We start from the raw sequence: 19,262 nt of genomic DNA on the forward strand, positions 1-19,262 counted from the left end.
CTATTATCTTTCTTCTAAAAGAAAATTAAGAACCACACATCTCACAATCCTCAGGACCTGCAGCTTGCGCTTTTAACAACATTGCTTTATATTCGTCAATATTGATTTCTTCTGTTTCTGCAGCTAAAGCTGGTGCTGTTTCTTCTTTTTTATCGTTGTTTAATGTGAATTTAATCGCATCAACTGCAGATTTCGTTCTTAAGTAATACATTCCAGTTTTTAAACCTGACTGCCAAGCGTAGAAGTGCATTGACGTAAGTTTAGAATAGTTTGCATCTTGCATAAACAAGTTCAACGATTGCGATTGGTCAATGAAATATCCTCTTTGGCGAGACATATCAATAATATCTTTCATCGACATTTCCCAAACGGTTTTGTATAATTCTTTTAAGTCTGCTGGAATCACATCAATATTTTGAACAGATCCGTTATGACGCATGATTTCTTGTTTCAAATCTTCGTTCCATAAACCTCTGTCTACTAAATCATGAAGTAAGTGTTTGTTTACTACGATGAATTCTCCAGACAATACACGACGTGTGTAAATGTTTGATGTATATGGTTCGAAAGCTTCGTTGTTTCCTAAGATTTGTGAAGTCGAAGCAGTTGGCATTGGTGCAACTAATAATGAGTTACGAACTCCGTGTTCTACAACTTCTTTTCTTAATGAAGCCCAGTCCCAACGACCAGATAATTCTTCATCTTTCATTCCCCACATGTTGTATTGGAATTCTCCTTGAGACATTGGCGAACCTGCGAAAGTTGAATATGGTCCTTCTTCTTTTGCCATTTCCATAGAAGCGGTTACAGCAGCGAAGTATAATGTTTCGAAAATTTCTTGGTTTAATTTTTTAGCTTCATCACTTGTAAATGGCATACGCAGCATAATGAAAGCATCGGCTAAACCTTGAACACCCAATCCAACTGGACGGTGGCGTAAGTTAGAGTTTTCAGCTTCTTTGACTGGATAATAGTTTCTGTCGATTACTTTGTTCAAATTACGGGTTACACGTTTTGTAACATTGTAAAGTGCTTCGTGATCGAATTTTCCGTTTTCAATGAACATTGGCAACGAAATAGAAGCTAAGTTACAAACTGCAATTTCATCTTTAGATGTAAACTCCATAATCTCTGTACACAAGTTTGAAGAACGAATTGTTCCTAAATTCTTGTGGTTCGATTTACGGTTTGCCGCATCTTTGTACAACATGTACGGCGTTCCAGTCTCGATTTGAGATTCTAGGATTTTCTCCCATAATTCACGAGCGCGTATTGTTTTTCTTCCTTTTCCTCTAAATTCGTAATCTGTGTATAATGCTTCGAATTCATCCCCGTAAACATCATATAGTCCAGGACATTCGTTAGGACACATTAAAGTCCAAGTTGTATCTTCCTGAACACGTTTCATGAATAAATCTGAAGTCCACATTGCGAAGAATAAATCTCTCGCACGCATTTCTTCTTTTCCTGTGTTTTTCTTTAAATCTAAGAAATCGAAGATATCAGCATGCCAAGTTTCGATGTAAATCGCAAAACTTCCTTTACGTTTTCCACCACCTTGATCTACATAACGCGCTGTATCGTTGAATACTCTCAACATTGGCACGATTCCGTTTGAAGTTCCGTTTGTACCACGAATGTAAGATCCTGTTGCACGAACGTTATGAATAGAAAGACCGATTCCTCCCGCTGACTGCGAAATTTTTGCCGTTTGTTTTAAAGTATCGTAAATACCATCAATACTATCATCCTGCATTGCCAAAAGGAAACAAGAAGACATTTGAGGTTTTGGAGTTCCAGCATTAAACAACGTTGGCGTTGCATGTGTAAAGAACTTTTTAGACATTAAATCGTAAGTTTCAATTACCGATTTTAAATCGTCTAAGTGAATACCAACAGAAACACGCATCAACATATGTTGTGGTCTTTCTACGATTTTGCCGTTGATTTTAAGAAGGTAAGAACGCTCTAAGGTTTTAAAACCAAAGTAATCGTAATTAAAATCTCTTGTGTAAATGATATGAGAATCTAAAAAAGCAGCATTTTCCTGAATCACTTTGTATACGTCATCAGCAACTAGCGGTGCGTCTTGACCGTTTCTTGGATTAACGTAGTGATACATATCTTTCATCGTTTCTGAGAAAGATTTTTTTGTATTCGAATGTAGATTTGAAATTGCGACACGAGCTGCCAATTGTGCATAATCCGGGTGAGCAATAGTCATAGAAGCTGCAGTTTCTGCCGCAAGATTATCCAATTCAGAAGTAGAAACTCCGTCATACAATCCTTCGATAACTCTCATCGCTACCTTTACCGGATCTACAAGCTCATTCAAGCCGTAGCACAATTTTTTGATTCTTTCTGTAATCTTATCAAACATTACGGGCTCTCTGTGGCCATCTCTTTTTACTACATACATAAGCTTACTAAATTTAGTTATTGAAAAAATGAAAGACACTAGAAAACGGGTTCCAGCACTTAAACATTGCGTGTTTTTAAATTATTTTTTTGAGAATTACCGAATTCTCAATAGTTACTCGTTTCAAATTCGAAAATCGAATTTAAATACATCAAAAATTGTTATTGAATCTGCGATTTGGGAAAGAGATTCAACCTAAAAAATATTCTGTTAATCTTTTTCAGCACCCCTAAGAAGAGTAGATGCTAAAATTATTTTTGTTGTCTAAAAATCTGCATCAAATGAAATTTTCTGAGCATCGCTGTCTGTGTTCATCACACCAGATTTTTGATACTCGGCAACACGTTTTTCAAAGAAATTGGTTTTTCCTTGAAGAGAAATCATGTCCATGAAATCGAATGGATTCGCTGATCCGTAAACACGCTCGCATCCTAATTCAACCAAAAGTCTATCGGCAACAAACTCTAAATACTGCGTCATTAAAACAGCATTCATACCTATTAAACTTACCGGAAGAGATTCTGTTACAAACTGTCTTTCGATATCTAATGCATCAACAATAATTTCTTTAATTCTGTCTTTTGGTACTTTGTTAATCAAGTGGTGATTGTGAAGGTGAACTGCAAAATCACAATGTACGCCTTCGTCACGAGAAATCAATTCATTAGAAAAAGTCAAACCTGGCATTAAACCACGTTTTTTCAACCAATAAATAGAACAAAAAGCACCTGAGAAAAAGATTCCTTCAACAGCAGCAAAAGCGATAAGTCTTTCAGCAAACGAATCAGATTCGATCCATTTTAAAGCCCAGTCTGCTTTTTTCTTAATTGCAGGAAAAACTTCCAAAGCGTTAAACAACTCTGCTTTTTCAGCTTCATCTTTAACATAAGTATCAATCAATAAAGAATAAGTCTCACTATGAATATTCTCCATCATGATTTGAAATCCGTAGAAAAATTTCGCTTCAGCATATTGCACTTCATTTACGAAGTTTTCAGCAAGGTTTTCATTTACGATTCCGTCAGAAGCTGCAAAGAATGCTAAAATATGTTTAATGAAATATCTTTCGTCGTCATTCAATTTATTATTCCAGTCTGTCAAATCTTGGTGTAGATCGATTTCTTCAGCAGTCCAAAAACTTGCTTCCATCTTCTTGTACCATTCCCAAATATCATGATGTTTAATCGGAAAAATAACGAAGCGGTTTTTATTTTCTTGTAATATTGGTTCGATTTGTGACATGACAGATTCTGTTAATTTTTTTATTGATTTTTTACTGTTTCAGTAGACTACAAAGATTGTCAATTAACGTCAAAAATGAAAGCCAAACTTATTCACAATTTGACGTAGTTTTTAACAACGTTAAATTTTTAAGACATTTTTCATACAATAATTAATTTATTGTAAATGAAGTACTTAAAATCAACTATTGTACCTTGAAGCCCTGTAAAATATAGACTTTTAAATATTAAAAGCAAGAAATTTTAGAGAACTTTAAAAAGATTTTTTTGAGTTAAAATTTTATTTTTTTGAGTTAAAATATATAGTCAAAATGACTATTAAAATAGAAGGGTTTTTAAGAATTTTTATGCTCTTCAGCAACTTTTTCAAGTTCCAAATACCAGTCTTCGCCAAAACGTCTGATCAGCGCTTCTTTGACAAATTTATAAACTGGAACTTCCAATTCTTTTCCCAAAGAACAGGCATCATCGCAAATATCCCATTTGTCATAATTTACAGCTGCAAATTCCGTGAAGTCTTTTACGCGAATTGGATATAAATGACAAGAAACTGGTTTTTTCCACTGCACTATTCCTTGATTATAAGCTTGTTCAATACCGCAAAGAGCGGTTTTTCCATCAAAAATTACGTAAGCACAATCTTTGTTATCGATAAGCGGCGTTTCAAGATCACCATCGGTTCCGGTTACCCAAGTTCCCTGCGCTTCGATTGCTGCAATTCCTTCCTTTCGTAAAAAGGGTTTTACTTTTGGATAAATTTCTTCTAAGATTTTCGTTTCAGCCTCATTCAAAGGCGCACCCGCATCTCCATCAACACAACAAGCCCCTTTACAAGCTGACAAGTTGCACACAAATTCTTTTTCCAGAATATCTTCTGAAATAATAGTTTTCCCTAACTGAAACATGATATTAAAATACTCTAATTTATAAAGTGCAAAGATAGACAAAGAAAGCAGATAAAACACTCTAAAATATTAACCGCAAAGCACGCAGGGATTTATGCAAAGGTTCGCAAAGTTTTATCTAATTTTTCTTCGCGAACCTTTGCGTAAATCTTTGCGAATCTTTGCAACAAAATCCTTATTTGTTACAAATATCACTTTTTTAACCAGTAAACCATATTTTTATAACAAAAATACATCGTGTCGAAAAAACACCTAACTTTATTATCTACTTTTGCAGCAGTTTTTAAACCCTTAAAATCAAAGTGATATGTTAGAAATCGACTTTAAAGAAATCGTCACAGTAAGCATGGTGCTTTTTGCCGTAATTGATATTGTAGGTTCAATTCCGATTATTGTCAATTTGAGAGCAAAAGTTGGACATATCGAATCTGAAAAAGCTTCTATAGTTGCCGGAGCCATTATGATCGTTTTTCTTTTTGTTGGAGAAGGTTTATTGAACTTAATTGGAATCGACGTACACTCCTTTGCTGTTGCAGGTTCTTTTGTCTTATTCTTTCTGGCATTGGAAATGATTTTAGGAATTAGAATTTACCGAGATGAGGAACCGGGTTCTGCTTCTATCGTTCCTCTTGCTTTTCCGCTTATCGCTGGAGCTGGAACTATGACAACTTTACTTTCGTTAAGATCTCAATTTCATACTATTAATATAATAATAGCAATTTTATTAAATATCATTTTAGTATATGTCGTTTTGAAATCATCTAAAAAGATTGAAACTTTGTTAGGAGAAAACGGACTTGGAGTAGTTCGTAAGACGTTTGGTGTAATACTTTTAGCGATTGCTGTTAAATTATTCGCCGCTAATGTTAAAGGTTTGTTCGTCTAAATTTTATTTTTATAAATTTACCGCGTAAAATATTCTAAACACGACTTAAGGGCACTTTTACCTTATTAAGTTCTACTTTATTATTTTAGACAAAACAAAAACAATCATATGAAAATTTTCACTTCAATCTTAGTGCTTTTAGCATTAGCTCTAATTGTTTTTAATATTACGCTATTAGACTTTAAAAATCCTTTTCAAGGAGACAGTATTGTAGCTTTTATTGGAATCGCCGCTTCATTTTGCGCTGTTCTGATTCTTTTGATTTTTAGAATTTCAAAAAGAATTGAGGAAAAAATGAATGACAACAGATAATATGTTTGACGTTTTAATTATTGGCGGAGGAGTATCAGGAATGTCTTGTGCTCTAGTCTTAGGATCCGCAAAAAACAAAACTTTTGTTACTGACAAAAAAATCGGGATTTTTACTCATCAGAAAAATTCTTCTTTACAAGAGGCAGTCTTCTATAATGCTTATGGTGTAACTCCAGGCAAATTAGGCTCTGAACTGCTGACTGAAAGCACACAGGATTTGGCGATAACTTATCCGCATATAACTCAAATTCCGAATGAAAAAGTAATTCGTATTGAAGGCAGTTATCCTGAATTTACTGTAGTTACCAACAAAAATTCTTATAAAACACAAAATATCGTTGTTGGAATTGGTTCTGCGAACACTTTTGATATTGAAGGTCTAATGCAATATGTTGAACCTCATAAAAAAGCACTCCCAGAAAAGCAGCGTATTCAGCTTAAAAATGACGATCATAAAGTTGCTGAAGGCATTTATGTAATTGGAACTTTAGCCGGCTGGAGAAGCCAATTAGCAATTGCTGCGGGAAGCGGTGCTGCTGTAGCTACAGATATTCTAACTTTATGGAATAACGGCGTACAGACTCATTCGCACGACAGTATTCGATAAAAATATTCCTAAATTAATTAAACCATATAAGTTATATAAGTGAATTAATGCTTTGCGCATAAATTAAATGAACTTATATAACTTACATGGTTTATCGTTTTATTTAACCGAAACGATTTGTGTTACTTTAATATGATTTTCTTCTTCGGTTTTCCATTTTTCTCCTTTTACAGAAACGACATCGCCAATCTTTAATTGTTTGTAGTTTTGAGGTCCGCCTACGTTTACAATGCTGATTATTGCAAAATACACTTCTTTAGTATCTGTAGTTATTTTTGCAGTGTAACCGTCTTTGCCAGATTCTATCGATTCTACTTTTCCTGAAACCGCACCGTTAGTATCGTTTTTCATAGTTTTACAAGAGATTACAAAAGCCATTAAGACTACCAGAAAACTTATTCTTTTTAAATTTTTCATATTTTGAGTTTTAACTGTAAAGGACGTGATGTTTACCGAATTTTGCTTTACGATATTATTAAATTTCTTTTCAAAATTTATGCCAGCTGTACACAGCTTCCTGCAATTACTTTTAAGTTATTTTCAAACTGTTTCCAAACTCTGATATATTTAAAAACGCCGTTTACTGGATTGTCATCATAACTTCCTTTTAATGAAACTGTAACAGCGACAACAGCCGTTTCATCAATTATATTTACAATTTGATCTGAAGCTTCAATGGAATCTATTTTAAGCTTTCCTGATCGATAGGTATTCAAATCAAATTCTTTAGTTATAGTTTGTCCATCTTGGAGATTGAACAATAAATCATCGTGCAGAATTGTTTCTAAAGTCGAAACATCCGAATTTTTAATAGCAGTTAAAAGTTCAATTTCTGCATTAATAACGGTTTCTATTTTCATGATATAAAATTTGAAGTTATTTCTTCGGGTTCAAAATTGTTTTAATCATGGCGTCATCTTTCAAGATCACATCATAATAATACAATTCTCCATATAATTGTCTTGCAAATTCGGCAGTAATGTAACGATTTACAAGTGGTTTGGTTTTGTCTAATTTTAAATCCAAGCCCGTCATCAAAATATAGTTTTTGAATTTTTTAAAATAGACATCCGAGGTTTTCATTTTATTTAAAAAATCAGCAAAACTAAGACCTGCAAAAGCATTTCTATTTTTATCTAATTCTTCAAAAACAAAATGTCCTACAATTCCGGTTTGCAATAGATAAGCCACATTTTCATTTCCATGCTCTGCTTCCATCGGAACAAAAACATCAGGAACTATTCCGCCGCCACCGTAAACAATTTTACCTTTTGGGGTTTTGAATTTTAAAGAATCGGCTACTTTTATACTGTCTCTTGCGTACAATTCTCCTGTAGCAATTCTAGATTCTGATTCTTTGAAATATTCATCGTTTCCTTTTTTATAAGGTTTCTGAATAGATCTTCCCGTTGGTGTGTAATAACGTGCAACTGTTAACCTTACCGCAGATCCGTCATTAAAATCCATTTCACGCTGCACCAAACCTTTTCCAAAAGAGCGTCGTCCTACAATTGTGCCTCGATCACTATCTTGGATAGCTCCAGCCAAAATTTCACTTGCAGAAGCGCTGTTTTCATTAATTAAAACATAAACTTTTCCAGTTTCAAAACTGCCTGCTTTTGTCGCATATGTTTTTTCGGTTGAACCATTTTTACTTTTGGTAAAAACAATTAACTGTTTGTCTTTTAAAAATTCATCGGCAATTGCAATAGCTTCTTCCATGTACCCGCCTCCATTATCACGAAGATCGATCACAAGCGATTGAATTCCTTTTTGTTTTAATCTTGTTAAGCCTGTTTTAAATTCATTAAAAGTAGTTTCAGCAAAACGGTTTATTTTAATATAACCAATATTATTTCCAATCATTAAAGAAGCATCAACACTCTTAATTGGAATTATATCTCGTTTTACTTTAAACTTTAATTTCTTTTGTTCCGATTTTCTAAAAACCGTCAATTCGATTTCTGAACCCTGCAAACCTTTTAGTTTCGAAAATAAACTATCCGAAGGTAATTTTCTTCCATATAGTTTAGTTTTTCCAGCAAACAAAATTCGATCTCCAGATTTTAATCCAGCTTTCGCTGAAGGTCCGTTTTCAATTGGTTTTATAATCGCAACCGAATCTTTATACATATAAAAATTGATTCCAATTCCAACAAAATCACCTTTCATACTTTCAGCAACTTCTGCCTGTTCGCTTGGCGGAATATAAACAGAATGTGGATCTAATTTGGAAAGAATATTATCGACTGTAAGATTTACAATCGAATCTGTATTGATGCTGTCAACATATTCGTTATTGATGAAATCAATTAGTTTATTAAGTTTGGTTTTAGAGTAATTTTTAGCCAAGAGCTGATCATCCGCAGGAGCATTCATAAAGCTTCCTGCGACCGTTCCCAGAGCAAAAGCCGCTCCGATTACTATTGGCAAATATTTTGGATTAAATTTCATTACTCTTCTAAAACAGGAATATGTTCGACTTCGATACCTGCTTTTATTAAAAATTGAATTCCAGAATCATCACGATATCCATCTTTGTACACCACTCTCCTAATTCCCGATTGGTGTATTAATTTACTGCATTCTTTGCAAGGTGAAAGCGTTATATATAAGGTTGCACCTTCACATGACTGTGTTGATCTTGCTACTTTTAAAATCGCATTTGCTTCGGCATGTAATACATCCCAGCGCGTTAATCCGTCTTCGTCTTCACAGCAATTTTCAAATCCAGATGGTGTTCCGTTGTAACCATCAGAAATAATCATTCTGTCTTTTACAATGATAGCTCCAACTTGTTTTCGTTTGCAATATGATAAAAGGCTCCATTCTTTAGCGATTCGCAAATAGGCTTTATCGTATTTATTTAATTTTTTTACTTCCATTTATTTTATCTGTTCCAAATTGGACTTTCAATGATCATCGGAATTACAACTCCGATAATGAAAGCCGACATTACAAGTGCCCAATCGCGTTTTGAAAAACGAAAAACCGTCTGCACTATGTATGAAATTACCAATACAACAAAAACTACTACAAGCTGTGCAGCTTCAATTCCTAAGGCAAACTCTCCCAAAGGTAATAATTTTGAGGTTGCAGACCCGCCTAATATTGTTTTGAAATAATTAGAGAAGCCTAAACCATGAATAATACCAAAGAATAAAGTTATAAAAAACACCAAATTTGCTCCATCATTTTTTGAATTCTTTCCCGCTGTAAACAGATGATAAAGAGCCGTAATCAAAATTGTAATCGGGATAAGAAATTCTACAAGATTTACATTCATTTTAATTACTCCGAAAACCGATAAAATTAAAGCCAATGTATGACCGATTGTAAATATGGAAACTAAAACAAAAATTCTTTTCCAGTCTTTAAATAAATACGGAACAGTTAGGGCGATTAAAAAAAGAACGTGATCGTAAGCGTTAATATCTAAAACGTGTTTTAATCCTATTTGAAAATAAATCCAAAATTGTGACATAGGTGTTGTATAATTAAATAATTAGGGGTTGTAAACTTACGATTAATTTTCAAAATTAAAGATTTAAGCCTCTAAATCCTGCAATAAAAAAAGTTAAATTTTATGAGAAATTTAAAATCAATAATTTAAAAATAGGCTATATTTGTTTAATAAAAACCGATTTAATTATGCCATTTTCAGAATTATTTGATAACGAATTCAAACAAAGAAACAGAGGTCATTTCTCTGCAATTGTGCGTGTTGCTTTTGCAGACGGAAAAATAAGCAAAGAAGAACAAGAGTTTTTGGACAAACTTGCTTCTACATTACAAATTTCAGAAGACGAATACAAAGAGATTCTTGCTGACCCTTGGAAACACCCAATAAACCCACCTTATTTATATACACAACGTTTAGAGCGTTTATATGATTTAGCAAGAATGGTTCACGTAGACCATCATTTAGGAGACCAGCAGGAAATTATGTTAACTCGTATGGGATTAGCATTAGGATTTACTCCAGGAAACGTAAATTATATCGTGAGAAAAGCATTGTCTTTAGTGGATAAAAAAGTAGACTTAGATACTTTCCTTTTCGAAATGGAGAATATGAATAAATAGTATTCAGTTTACAGTCGCAGTTTGCAGTGACAGTGGAACTTCAAAAAATAACCCGACCGTTTTATAAACGTATCGGGTTTTATTTTTTAATCTCAGTATAAAACTGAAAACTGAGACTGAGACTGAATACTATAAAACAGCCCCCATAAACTCCTCTGCTTTTTCTACCATATTATAGCTTCCGCAGAAAAAAGGAACTCTTTGGTGTAATTCAGTTGGCTGGATTTCCATAATTCTTCCAAAGCCGTCTGTTGCTTTTCCTCCTGCTTGTTCTGCAAGAAACGCCATTGGATTACATTCGTACAACAAACGTAATTTTCCTTTTGGTGCTTTTGAACTTGTTGGATAAATATAGACACCGCCTTTAATCATATTTCGATGAAAATCGGCAACTAAGCTTCCTATATATCTAGAGGTATAAGGTCTGTCGCCTTCTTCTCTCTGACAATATTTAATATAATTTTTTACTCCCTGCGGAAAATGAACATAATTTCCCTCGTTCACCGAATAAATATGTCCGTCTTTTGGAAACTGCATATTTGGATGTGAAAGGTAAAATGTACCAATCGCCGGATTTAGTGTAAAACCATTTACACCATAACCAGTTGTGTAAACCAACATAGTCGAAGTTCCATAAATTACATAGCCTGCTGCAACTTGATTGATTCCCGGTTGTAAAAAATCCTCGCTTGTTACCGGAGTTCCAATTGGAGTTACTCTTCTGAAAACAGAAAAAATAGTTCCTACCGAAACATTTACATCAATGTTTGAAGATCCGTCAAGCGGATCCATTAAGATCACGTACTTATTATTATGACAGTTGTCGCTCCCCTTAACTGTAATAAATTCGTCGTTTTCTTCAGAAGCAATACCACAGACAATCTCACGGTTTATTAACGTCTGGATAAATACTTCGTTTGCATAGACATCTAATTTTTGCTGGTCTTCTCCTTGAATATTCTGCTCGCCTGCGGCGCCGATAATATCCACTAAACCTGCTTGATTTACTTTGTGATTGACAACCTTTGCAGCCAATCTAATAGAGTTGATAATTCGGGAAAGCTCCCCCGACGAATACTGAAATGCTTTTTGGTTCTCAATAATAAACTCTCCCAGTGTTTTATTGCGTTCTTCCATTGCTAAATCGTTATAGTTTTAATTTTAAGTCACAAATATCGCTTATTTTGTGAGAATGATTTAAAAATTATTTTGTTAGTTTGCTACTATTGTATATTTGCTAAAATTTTACATAAAGCAACAATCAAAGCTTTGTTTTCTTTGATAATATGCAGATAAAAATACGAATACAAGAAATTGCCTCATGTATGCCTTTGTGAAAACAAATGCTGCATTAGGAAAAAGCAATACTATAAAGGACAAAAAAATAACGTTTACCAATTATGAATATTAGAAAAGGAAATCCTGAGGACATGAAATCGGTGTTGGGATTAATTCAGGAGCTGGCAATATTCGAAAAAGAGCCTGAAGCGGTTGTAATTACAGAAGAGGATTTAATACATGACGGTTTTGGCGAAAATCCATTATTTCATGTTTTTGTGGCAGAGATTGAAAACGATCAGCAAAAAGAAATTGTTGGAATTGCTTTATACTATTACCGCTATTCGACCTGGAAAGGAAAGACAATACATCTTGAAGATTTAATTGTAAAAGAAAAGATGCGCGGCACTGGTTTGGGTTCTGCACTTTATGCCGAAATCATGAAGCAGGGAAAAAGAGACAATGTACGAAGAGTAGAATGGAATGTTTTGGACTGGAATACTCCGGCAGTAAAATTTTACGAGAATTCTGGCGCAAAAATCCTAGAAGAATGGAGGGTTGTTCAAATGGATGAAGCGGGAATTAATTCGTTCTTAGAAAAATTATAAAAGTAGTGTGCCACAGATTAAAAGGTTTTTGCCACGAATTTCACGAATTTTCACTAATTAATTCGTGTCAATTTTTGAAATTAGCGGCGAACCAGAAAAGATTTAAATCCTTTTAATTGAAATAATTCGTGGCAAAAAAATTAAAAAATATTAGGTTTCGACTTGAATCTGAAATCTAAAATTAAAAAATCTAAAATTAAAAATGAGAGTATTTAAATTTGGTGGCGCATCTGTAAAAGATGCAGATGGAATTAAAAACGTATATGACGTTTTACAGAAAGTGGGTTATGAAGATGTGATTTTGGTGGTTTCGGCGATGGGAAAAACTACAAATGCTCTTGAAGTTGTAATCAAAAATTATTTTGAAAAATCGGCAGAATTAAATTCTTCGGTACAAGAAATTAAAAAATACCACAATCAAATATTATTAGATTTATTTGAAGATGAAAATCATGAGGTTTTTGCAGCGGTAAATGCACAATTTGCAGAACTGGAATATTTTTTATCACATAATAAATCACCAAATTACAACTTCGTTTATGACCAAGTAGTAAGTTTTGGAGAATTGATTTCGACGAATATTCTAAGCTATTTCATGAATTTCATGGGAATTCAGACGCAATGGCTTGACGTTCGTAATTTCATCAAAACAAATGCAAACTACAGAGATGCAGAAGTAGATTGGGAAACGACGCAGCAGCTTATTAGTAAAAATGTTCCAAGAAAAACATTAAATATTACACAAGGATTCTTGGGTGCCGATGAGAACAATTTCACTACAACTTTAGGTCGTGAAGGTTCTGATTATACTGCGGGAATTTTTGCTTATTGTTTAAACGCAGAAAGCGTAACAATTTGGAAAGATGTTCCTGGAGTTATGAATGCAGACCCGCGTTATTTTGAAAATGCAAGTTTGTTAAACCAAATTTCGTATCGTGAAGCAATCGAATTAGCATTTTATGGCGCAACGGTTATTCACCCAAAAACTTTACAGCCGTTACAGAAAAAAGAAATTCCATTGTACGTAAAATCTTTTATCAATCCGTTATTGAAAGGAACTTGTGTTTCTAAAGGCGTTGATCTTGAACCGCAATATCCATGTTTTATCGTAAAAAGAGAACAACTTTTAATTTCTCTCTCCTCTATTGATTTCTCTTTCATTATGGAAGAAAACATAAGTGAGATTTTTGGATTATTCCACGAATTCAAAATCAAAGTAAACTTAATTCAAAACTCTGCGATTAGTTTTTCAGTTTGTGTGGAAGATAAATTTGGAAATTTCCCAGAATTGAATGCCATTCTTTCTAAAAAATTTAAAGTAGAATACAGCGAAAATGTGACTTTATATACCATTCGTCACTTTACAGAAGAAGCCGCTCAAACGGTTGAAACAAACAAAGAAGTTTTATTGAAACAAGTTAGCCGTGAAACGATGCAGATTGTGACTAAAGAACTAAATTAATTCTTTATAATCAGGTAATTATTTCAATTCAAATATATTTCAGAAAGGCTTCACCTAATTGTGGAGCCTTTTTTATTTGTTATCCCTCCTCTGTTTAAGATATTTTGCAATTTTTTTTAACTCCTTTAAACGATCATCAAACAACTCTTCTATATCTTGAGATGTCTCATCCACTACTAAAGCATCTTCTTCTTTAAACAGTTGTTCTGGTATAATATTATAGAGATCACATATCTTCTTAATGTAATTTGCCCATGAGCTTCCTTCTCCTCTTTCCATTCTTGCATACGTAGATTGAGAAATGTGCAAATAATCTGCTACTTGTTCCTGCGACCAATTTTTAGACAAACGCAATTTTTTTAACCTATTTCCTATAGTTATATTCATAAACATCATTTCAAACAAATATAAATATAAGAATTATTTTACAATTATGCGAATTTCGATTTTTAATAGTCAATTTTTGACTAAGAGGTTTTTCATTTTCATTCTAATTTTGTTTGCATTATAAACATAAATTAACAAATCATGCAAAAATTAAAAACAACGAAAATGAGCCTTGCTAACATTGAAGGCAAATTAACTTTAGAAGAAATGGAAAATGTTATGGCTGGAAGTGGCTTTTTGACAAGCTGTGCAGGGGCATCAGTCGGTTTAGTAATAGGATTTGCTGGACTAGTAGCAGGTGGTGCTTCCGTTGTTGGCGCAGGAATTGGAGCAGTTGGCTTTATTTATGCTTCAGCACAATGGGGAGCAAGTTGTCGCTAAAAAAGATTATTCATTAATGATTTAAAGTTTTTAGTTACAATTGTAATTAAAAACTTTAAATCTCATACCCTAAATTATGAAAATAAGAAAAAACATCTTGTTGCTATTACTCATTATAGCACTATTTTACCTAGGTCTAACTTTAAGTTGGTTATTTAAAAAGGAAGATTTTAATGATATTAAATTTTCGAATTTTAAATATTCAATCGCTCCGTTTCTATCCTCTATAGCAATTTTTATAGGATATATAAATGAATTAAATAAAAATAAATAATAAATTTTGACTTACTAAATATGGCTTAATTAAATAAAAGAAATTTCCACATTTGACTTAGTGCATTCATAGATGAAAAACCTATTTTTAAAATATTTAATAATATCCCTAGCATTTACATTAATTTCAGAAATAACAAACAATCTATTAAATGTTAACGGATTACTGCGTTACTTTCTTTCTGATTATCTAACTTTAAAAGAATTAAACAACTATTTTGAATTTCAGAATAAATGGCATTGGCTAACTTATTTTTTTATTCCCATAATAATTTTACTTAAAACTTCAATTATTACTTTAATACTTTATATTGGTTTATTTCTAAGTAGTAAAGATTTAAAATATAGCAAGATATGTTGCATTGTTATCAATGCAGAATTCATTTTTTTATTAGTACCCATAATTAAAACTATTTGGTTTTTATTTTTTCAAACCAATTATTCATTGTTAGATATTCAGAATTTTTATCCTCTATCTGCATTAAATATTGTGGGTTATAAAAATTTAGAAAGCTGGTTCATTTACCCTTTTCAGATTCTCAATTTGTTTGAGCTTTCATATATTATTTTTTTAGCATTCCAAATTGGCAAATTAACTCAAACAAACACTGACTATGGGTTAAAAATAGTTCGCTCAAGTTATATTCCAGTTTTATTCTTATGGGTTGCAACAGTAATGTTTTTCACTCTTAATTACAGTTAATTTTTAAAAAAGAAGAAAAATGAAAAAGCCGTTAAAAATATTTTTGTCCCTAACTGTTTTGATTCTTTTATCCTTTCTAATAACTAAAATAATTTTTAGAATAAATCAAAAAAATGAAGTTGCAAAAAACATCAAAATAATACCTGAATTTTCATTTCAGGATATTAATGGAGTTTTATTCAAAAATCGAAATTTAAAGGAAAACGCAGCTACGATATTCCTATATTTTAATACTGAATGTGAGTTTTGTAATTCAGAAACCGAAATAATACAGAAGAACATTGAGAAATTTGAAAATATAAAATTGATATTTATATCAATTGAACAGCCAGAAAAGATTAAAAATTTTGCTCAACATTATCAATTATTAAAATATGATAACATTCATTTTCTCTGTGATAAGCAAGCTAGTTTCGGCACTAAATTCGACGTTACTGCTTTACCTACAATTTTAATTTACAACAGTCAAAAACAATTAATCGAAAAAATAAAAGGTCAGGTAAAAATTGATTATTTATTACAAAAAATAAAATAAACAATGACAAAAACAACTTCTATTGCGATGCTTACTTGTTGGTATGGTGAGTATCCTTGGTATTTTCCATATTTTATACATTCATGTGCTTACAATCCTAGTGTAGACTTCATAATCATAACAAATAATCTCAATCCTATTGCAGATAAGCCTGAGAATGTAAAAATTGTCTATAAAACCCCAGATGACATTCGCAACTTAGCTTCAGAAAAACTTGGCTTTTCTGTCAATCTCGAATACCCATACAAACTATGTGATTTCAAACCAGCGTATGGTTTTATTTTCTCAAACTTATTAAAAGATTATGCTTTTTGGGGTCACGGAGATATTGATATGGTTTATGGTAATATACGAGAATTCATGACCGAAGAACTACTTTTAGAATATGATGTTGTAAGTAGTCGGCATGATTTTATAACAGGTACATTTTGTTTGTATAGAAACATAGAATTAACAAATACTTTGTTTATGCAAAGCATAGATTATAAAATGGTCTTTAGCAGACCTGAGCATTTTTGTTTTGACGAGTGCAACTTTTTATTTTATGAACTTCAAAACGGCGCTTCTATATTTGACTTTCCTGACCGCATACAGAGTATGACTTGGGTTGTAAAACAAGCAGCAAAAGAAGGGAAAATAAAAGCTTTTTTCGATTTCATAATTGTGGAAGGTCTTCCCGGAGATGTAAAATGGGACAATGGAGTTATATTGTATAAAGATGAATTTGAAGGAATGTATTACAATTTGATTCGGCTGAAGAATGTTTGCAAAGATCATGTTCCTCTAAATCCAATTCCAAACATTTTCTATTTTACACCAAACGATATTGTTAAAGATAAAATATAGTCTTTTATAATTGCTTCATCAATGATTTCAAAACATATAAAAAACACACATACATTACAACTCGACAGGTCAGATTGTGGAGTTGCTTGTTTGTTATCAATAATTAAATTTTACAAAGGCAATTATTCCCTTGAGAAACATAGAGAATTAAGTGGCACAACCTCACAAGGAACAACTATGTTAGGTTTGTACGAAGTAGCCAACAAACTGGGTTTTGATGCCGACGGATTTAATATTTCGATAGACATCATAAAAGAACATGGAGAACCTGCTATCTTACAAATCAAAACAAAAAATAATTATGACCATTATGTAATTTGTTATGGATACAATAAGCAACAAGGTTTTATAATTGGAGATCCTGCTAAAGGAGTAAAATATGTATCCGAAACACATCTTGATAAATTCTGGCAATCCAAAAATTGTTTATTTCTGTCTCCAAATTCAAAATTTGTAGCCGAAAAAGAAATAGAAAAAACTAAGAAAAAATATTTTATAAACTTACTCAGAGATGATTTTAAACTATTACTCTTTTCTACCATTATTGGTGTTTTTGTTGCCGGACTGGGAATGGCAATGTCTATCTTTTCTCAAAAATTAATTGACGATATATTACCTTCAAACAATATAAAAAAATTAGTTTCTGGAATCGCTTTATTATCCATTTTGCTTTTTGCCAGAGTTGGACTATCAATTTTAAGACAACACTTTTTAATTCAACAATCTAAAGATTTTAATAACAGAATAAATAATACCTTTTTTTCTTCATTATTACAGTTGCCTAAACTTTTTTTCAACACAAGAAAAATAGGCGAATTAATAGCACGATTAAATGACACACAACGAATACAAAATGTTATCAAAACTTTATCCAGTTCATTGGTTATTGATACATTAGTTGCACTTATTTCTTTAGTGTTTTTATTTAGTTACTCATGGGAGTTAGGAATAATTTCGTTACTAAGCTTACCTATTTATTTTTATATAATTTACAGAAACAATAAAAGCATAATACAATCACAACTTGATGTAATGCAAAACTATGCCTTGACTGAAAGTAATTTTATCAATACGATTCAAGGTATTTCAACAATAAAAAACAACAACAAACAATCTGTTTTTGATAAACTTAATCAGAATATTTTTTCTGGTTTTCAGGAAAAAATATTCAATTTAGGGAAAATAAATATCTCTCTATCATGGCAATCAGGTTTTGCAAGTGTTATATTTTTAATCGGAGTTCTCATTTATGCCTCAATTCAGGTTTTCAATAATGAAATTAAAATTGGAGAATTAATGGCTGTTTTAGGAATTGTAAGCACCCTACTACCTTCAATTGCTAATCTCGCATTAATTTCAATTCCAATAAACGAAGCTAAAATTGCTTTTAGTAGAATGTATGAATTTGCATCTATCGAAAAAGAAAATGAAGAAGGTCTCGAAATATTTGAAATAAATAAAATATCCATTCAAAATCTCTCTTTTAGATTTGCTGGTCGAAGTGTTTTATTTCACGATATCAATATAGAAATTGAAAAAGGGAAATTTATTGCAATTGTAGGCGAAAGTGGTAGCGGAAAAAGTACTTTAGGTCAAATATTAAAACGTTTTTATCAATTTGAGAACGGAAGTATAATCATAAACAATAAATACAAACTCCCTGAAATAGGTTTAAAAAGTTATAGGGATTTATTAGGGGTCGTTCCTCAGGAAATAGCAATATTTAACGGAAATGTGCTTGATAATATTTTATTAGGATCGTCTGAAACACTTGAAAACATGCTGGCTTTTATTCGAGAATATGGTTTCGAATTTTATTTTGACCAATTACCTCAAGGAATGCTGACAATTCTTGGCGAGGAAGGAATTAATTTGAGCGGCGGACAAAAGCAAATTATTGCATTAGCAAGAGCTTTGTATAAAAAACCTCAATTTTTAATTATGGATGAAGCGACATCTGCAATGGATCGTAACACAGAAAATTTTACCATTAAATTACTTCAAAAAATTAAAGAAGATTGTGCTGTGTTTTTTATTTCCCATCGTTTAAATAAGTTAAGAAATATTGCAGATATGATTTATATACTAGAGAATAAAACTATTCTTAGATCTGGTAATCATAAAAAATTGATGGAAACGAGTAATTTTTATAGTGAGTATTGGAGCGAACAATTTAATCTAAAACAATAAACTATGAATAATACTAGCCTAATTTTCTTTACTCTTGTTATAATAATCGCATAGAATATCAATACAATAAAAAAACAAAGTCCTTTTCTTTTACCAAATACGTATTACAACCAAAAAAATTACAATGCTATTTTTGAAAAAGAAAC

The 19,262-nt window shown here is 32.1% G+C and carries 21 protein-coding genes; 11 read left to right on the forward strand and 10 right to left on the reverse strand.

The features are described 5' to 3' along the window. Nucleotides 1-25: 25 nt before the first annotated feature. From BSF42_RS20215 to BSF42_RS20225, 3 genes are all read right to left on the reverse strand, one after another. A complete protein-coding gene (locus BSF42_RS20215; protein ID WP_095954906.1) occupies nucleotides 26-2,419 on the reverse strand; it encodes a ribonucleoside-diphosphate reductase subunit alpha in 2,394 nt (797 codons plus the stop codon). Between the two features lie 264 nt (nucleotides 2,420-2,683). Beyond that, on the reverse strand, nucleotides 2,684-3,661 hold the full coding sequence (locus tag BSF42_RS20220; protein WP_095954907.1) for a ribonucleotide-diphosphate reductase subunit beta: 978 nt from the start codon (nucleotides 3,659-3,661) through the stop codon (nucleotides 2,684-2,686). 334 nt (nucleotides 3,662-3,995) lie between these two features. Then, the gene (locus BSF42_RS20225; protein ID WP_095954908.1) at nucleotides 3,996-4,565 is read right to left on the reverse strand and encodes a DUF3109 family protein; all 570 of its coding nucleotides are present in this window, start codon (nucleotides 4,563-4,565) and stop codon (nucleotides 3,996-3,998) included. Between the two features lie 307 nt (nucleotides 4,566-4,872). On the opposite strand from BSF42_RS20225, the gene BSF42_RS20230 reads away from it, so the two are divergent. The 3 genes from BSF42_RS20230 to BSF42_RS20240 all read left to right on the forward strand — a co-directional run bounded on the left by BSF42_RS20230 (nucleotide 4,873) and on the right by BSF42_RS20240 (nucleotide 6,370). Beyond that, on the forward strand, nucleotides 4,873-5,451 hold the full coding sequence (locus BSF42_RS20230; RefSeq protein WP_095954909.1) for a MarC family protein: 579 nt from the start codon (nucleotides 4,873-4,875) through the stop codon (nucleotides 5,449-5,451). A 108-nt stretch (nucleotides 5,452-5,559) separates the two neighbouring features. Further along, nucleotides 5,560-5,763, forward strand: a complete 204-nt coding sequence (locus BSF42_RS20235; RefSeq protein ID WP_095954910.1) for a hypothetical protein — start codon at nucleotides 5,560-5,562, stop codon at nucleotides 5,761-5,763. 1 nt (nucleotide 5,764) lies between these two features. Then, a complete protein-coding gene (locus BSF42_RS20240; protein ID WP_095954960.1) occupies nucleotides 5,765-6,370 on the forward strand; it encodes an FAD-dependent oxidoreductase in 606 nt (201 codons plus the stop codon). A 99-nt stretch (nucleotides 6,371-6,469) separates the two neighbouring features. Here BSF42_RS20240 and BSF42_RS20245 read toward each other — a convergent pair whose 3' ends face one another. The 5 genes from BSF42_RS20245 to BSF42_RS20265 form a co-directional block, all read right to left on the reverse strand. Continuing rightward, nucleotides 6,470-6,787, reverse strand: coding sequence for a hypothetical protein (locus BSF42_RS20245; RefSeq protein ID WP_095954911.1), 318 nt, complete (start codon nucleotides 6,785-6,787; stop codon nucleotides 6,470-6,472). A gap of 77 nt (nucleotides 6,788-6,864) precedes the next feature. Continuing rightward, a complete protein-coding gene (locus tag BSF42_RS20250) occupies nucleotides 6,865-7,230 on the reverse strand; it encodes a nuclear transport factor 2 family protein (RefSeq protein WP_095954912.1) in 366 nt (121 codons plus the stop codon). A 16-nt stretch (nucleotides 7,231-7,246) separates the two neighbouring features. After that, entirely contained in the window at nucleotides 7,247-8,824 is a 1,578-nt protein-coding gene (locus BSF42_RS20255; protein WP_095954913.1) for a S41 family peptidase, read from the reverse strand. After that, nucleotides 8,824-9,255, reverse strand: coding sequence for a dCMP deaminase family protein (locus BSF42_RS20260; protein ID WP_095954914.1), 432 nt, complete (start codon nucleotides 9,253-9,255; stop codon nucleotides 8,824-8,826). Before BSF42_RS20260 ends, BSF42_RS20255 begins: the two co-directional genes overlap by 1 nt. Nucleotides 9,256-9,260: 5 nt before the next feature. Next, nucleotides 9,261-9,854 (reverse strand): HupE/UreJ family protein, encoded by a 594-nt coding sequence (locus BSF42_RS20265; RefSeq protein ID WP_095954915.1) that lies wholly within the window; start codon nucleotides 9,852-9,854, stop codon nucleotides 9,261-9,263. 167 nt (nucleotides 9,855-10,021) lie between these two features. On the opposite strand from BSF42_RS20265, the gene BSF42_RS20270 reads away from it, so the two are divergent. Continuing rightward, a complete protein-coding gene (locus tag BSF42_RS20270; protein ID WP_095954916.1) occupies nucleotides 10,022-10,453 on the forward strand; it encodes a TerB family tellurite resistance protein in 432 nt (143 codons plus the stop codon). A gap of 129 nt (nucleotides 10,454-10,582) precedes the next feature. Here BSF42_RS20270 and fbp read toward each other — a convergent pair whose 3' ends face one another. Further along, a complete protein-coding gene (gene fbp / locus BSF42_RS20275; protein WP_095954917.1) occupies nucleotides 10,583-11,590 on the reverse strand; it encodes a class 1 fructose-bisphosphatase in 1,008 nt (335 codons plus the stop codon). Between the two features lie 263 nt (nucleotides 11,591-11,853). Here fbp and BSF42_RS20280 point away from each other — a divergent pair, with 263 nt between their 5' ends. Both BSF42_RS20280 and BSF42_RS20285 read left to right on the forward strand, forming a co-directional pair. Beyond that, nucleotides 11,854-12,339, forward strand: coding sequence for a GNAT family N-acetyltransferase (locus tag BSF42_RS20280; RefSeq protein WP_095954918.1), 486 nt, complete (start codon nucleotides 11,854-11,856; stop codon nucleotides 12,337-12,339). A gap of 202 nt (nucleotides 12,340-12,541) precedes the next feature. Further along, a complete protein-coding gene (locus tag BSF42_RS20285) occupies nucleotides 12,542-13,801 on the forward strand; it encodes an aspartate kinase (RefSeq protein ID WP_095954919.1) in 1,260 nt (419 codons plus the stop codon). Nucleotides 13,802-13,873: 72 nt separating this feature from the next. On the opposite strand, the gene BSF42_RS20290 is transcribed toward BSF42_RS20285, so the two are convergent. Further along, the gene (locus BSF42_RS20290) at nucleotides 13,874-14,188 is read right to left on the reverse strand and encodes a helix-turn-helix transcriptional regulator (protein WP_172426731.1); all 315 of its coding nucleotides are present in this window, start codon (nucleotides 14,186-14,188) and stop codon (nucleotides 13,874-13,876) included. 165 nt (nucleotides 14,189-14,353) lie between these two features. Here BSF42_RS20290 and BSF42_RS20295 point away from each other — a divergent pair, with 165 nt between their 5' ends. The 5 genes from BSF42_RS20295 (at nucleotide 14,354) to BSF42_RS20320 (ending at nucleotide 19,116) form a co-directional block, all read left to right on the forward strand. After that, nucleotides 14,354-14,569, forward strand: a complete 216-nt coding sequence (locus BSF42_RS20295) for a hypothetical protein (protein WP_141248488.1) — start codon at nucleotides 14,354-14,356, stop codon at nucleotides 14,567-14,569. A gap of 346 nt (nucleotides 14,570-14,915) precedes the next feature. After that, complete coding sequence (locus BSF42_RS20305) at nucleotides 14,916-15,545, forward strand: hypothetical protein (RefSeq protein ID WP_095954923.1); 630 nt, start codon at nucleotides 14,916-14,918, stop codon at nucleotides 15,543-15,545. 19 nt (nucleotides 15,546-15,564) lie between these two features. Beyond that, complete coding sequence (locus tag BSF42_RS20310) at nucleotides 15,565-16,080, forward strand: peroxiredoxin (RefSeq protein WP_095954924.1); 516 nt, start codon at nucleotides 15,565-15,567, stop codon at nucleotides 16,078-16,080. A gap of 27 nt (nucleotides 16,081-16,107) precedes the next feature. Further along, nucleotides 16,108-16,926, forward strand: a complete 819-nt coding sequence (locus tag BSF42_RS20315; protein WP_141248489.1) for a DUF6625 family protein — start codon at nucleotides 16,108-16,110, stop codon at nucleotides 16,924-16,926. Nucleotides 16,927-16,947: 21 nt separating this feature from the next. Then, entirely contained in the window at nucleotides 16,948-19,116 is a 2,169-nt protein-coding gene (locus BSF42_RS20320; RefSeq protein WP_095954926.1) for a peptidase domain-containing ABC transporter, read from the forward strand. Nucleotides 19,117-19,262: the final 146 nt, after the last annotated feature.

Origin of the sequence: Flavobacterium sp. ACN6 (assembly GCF_002304005.1) — a bacterium.
GTDB lineage: Bacteria > Bacteroidota > Bacteroidia > Flavobacteriales > Flavobacteriaceae > Flavobacterium.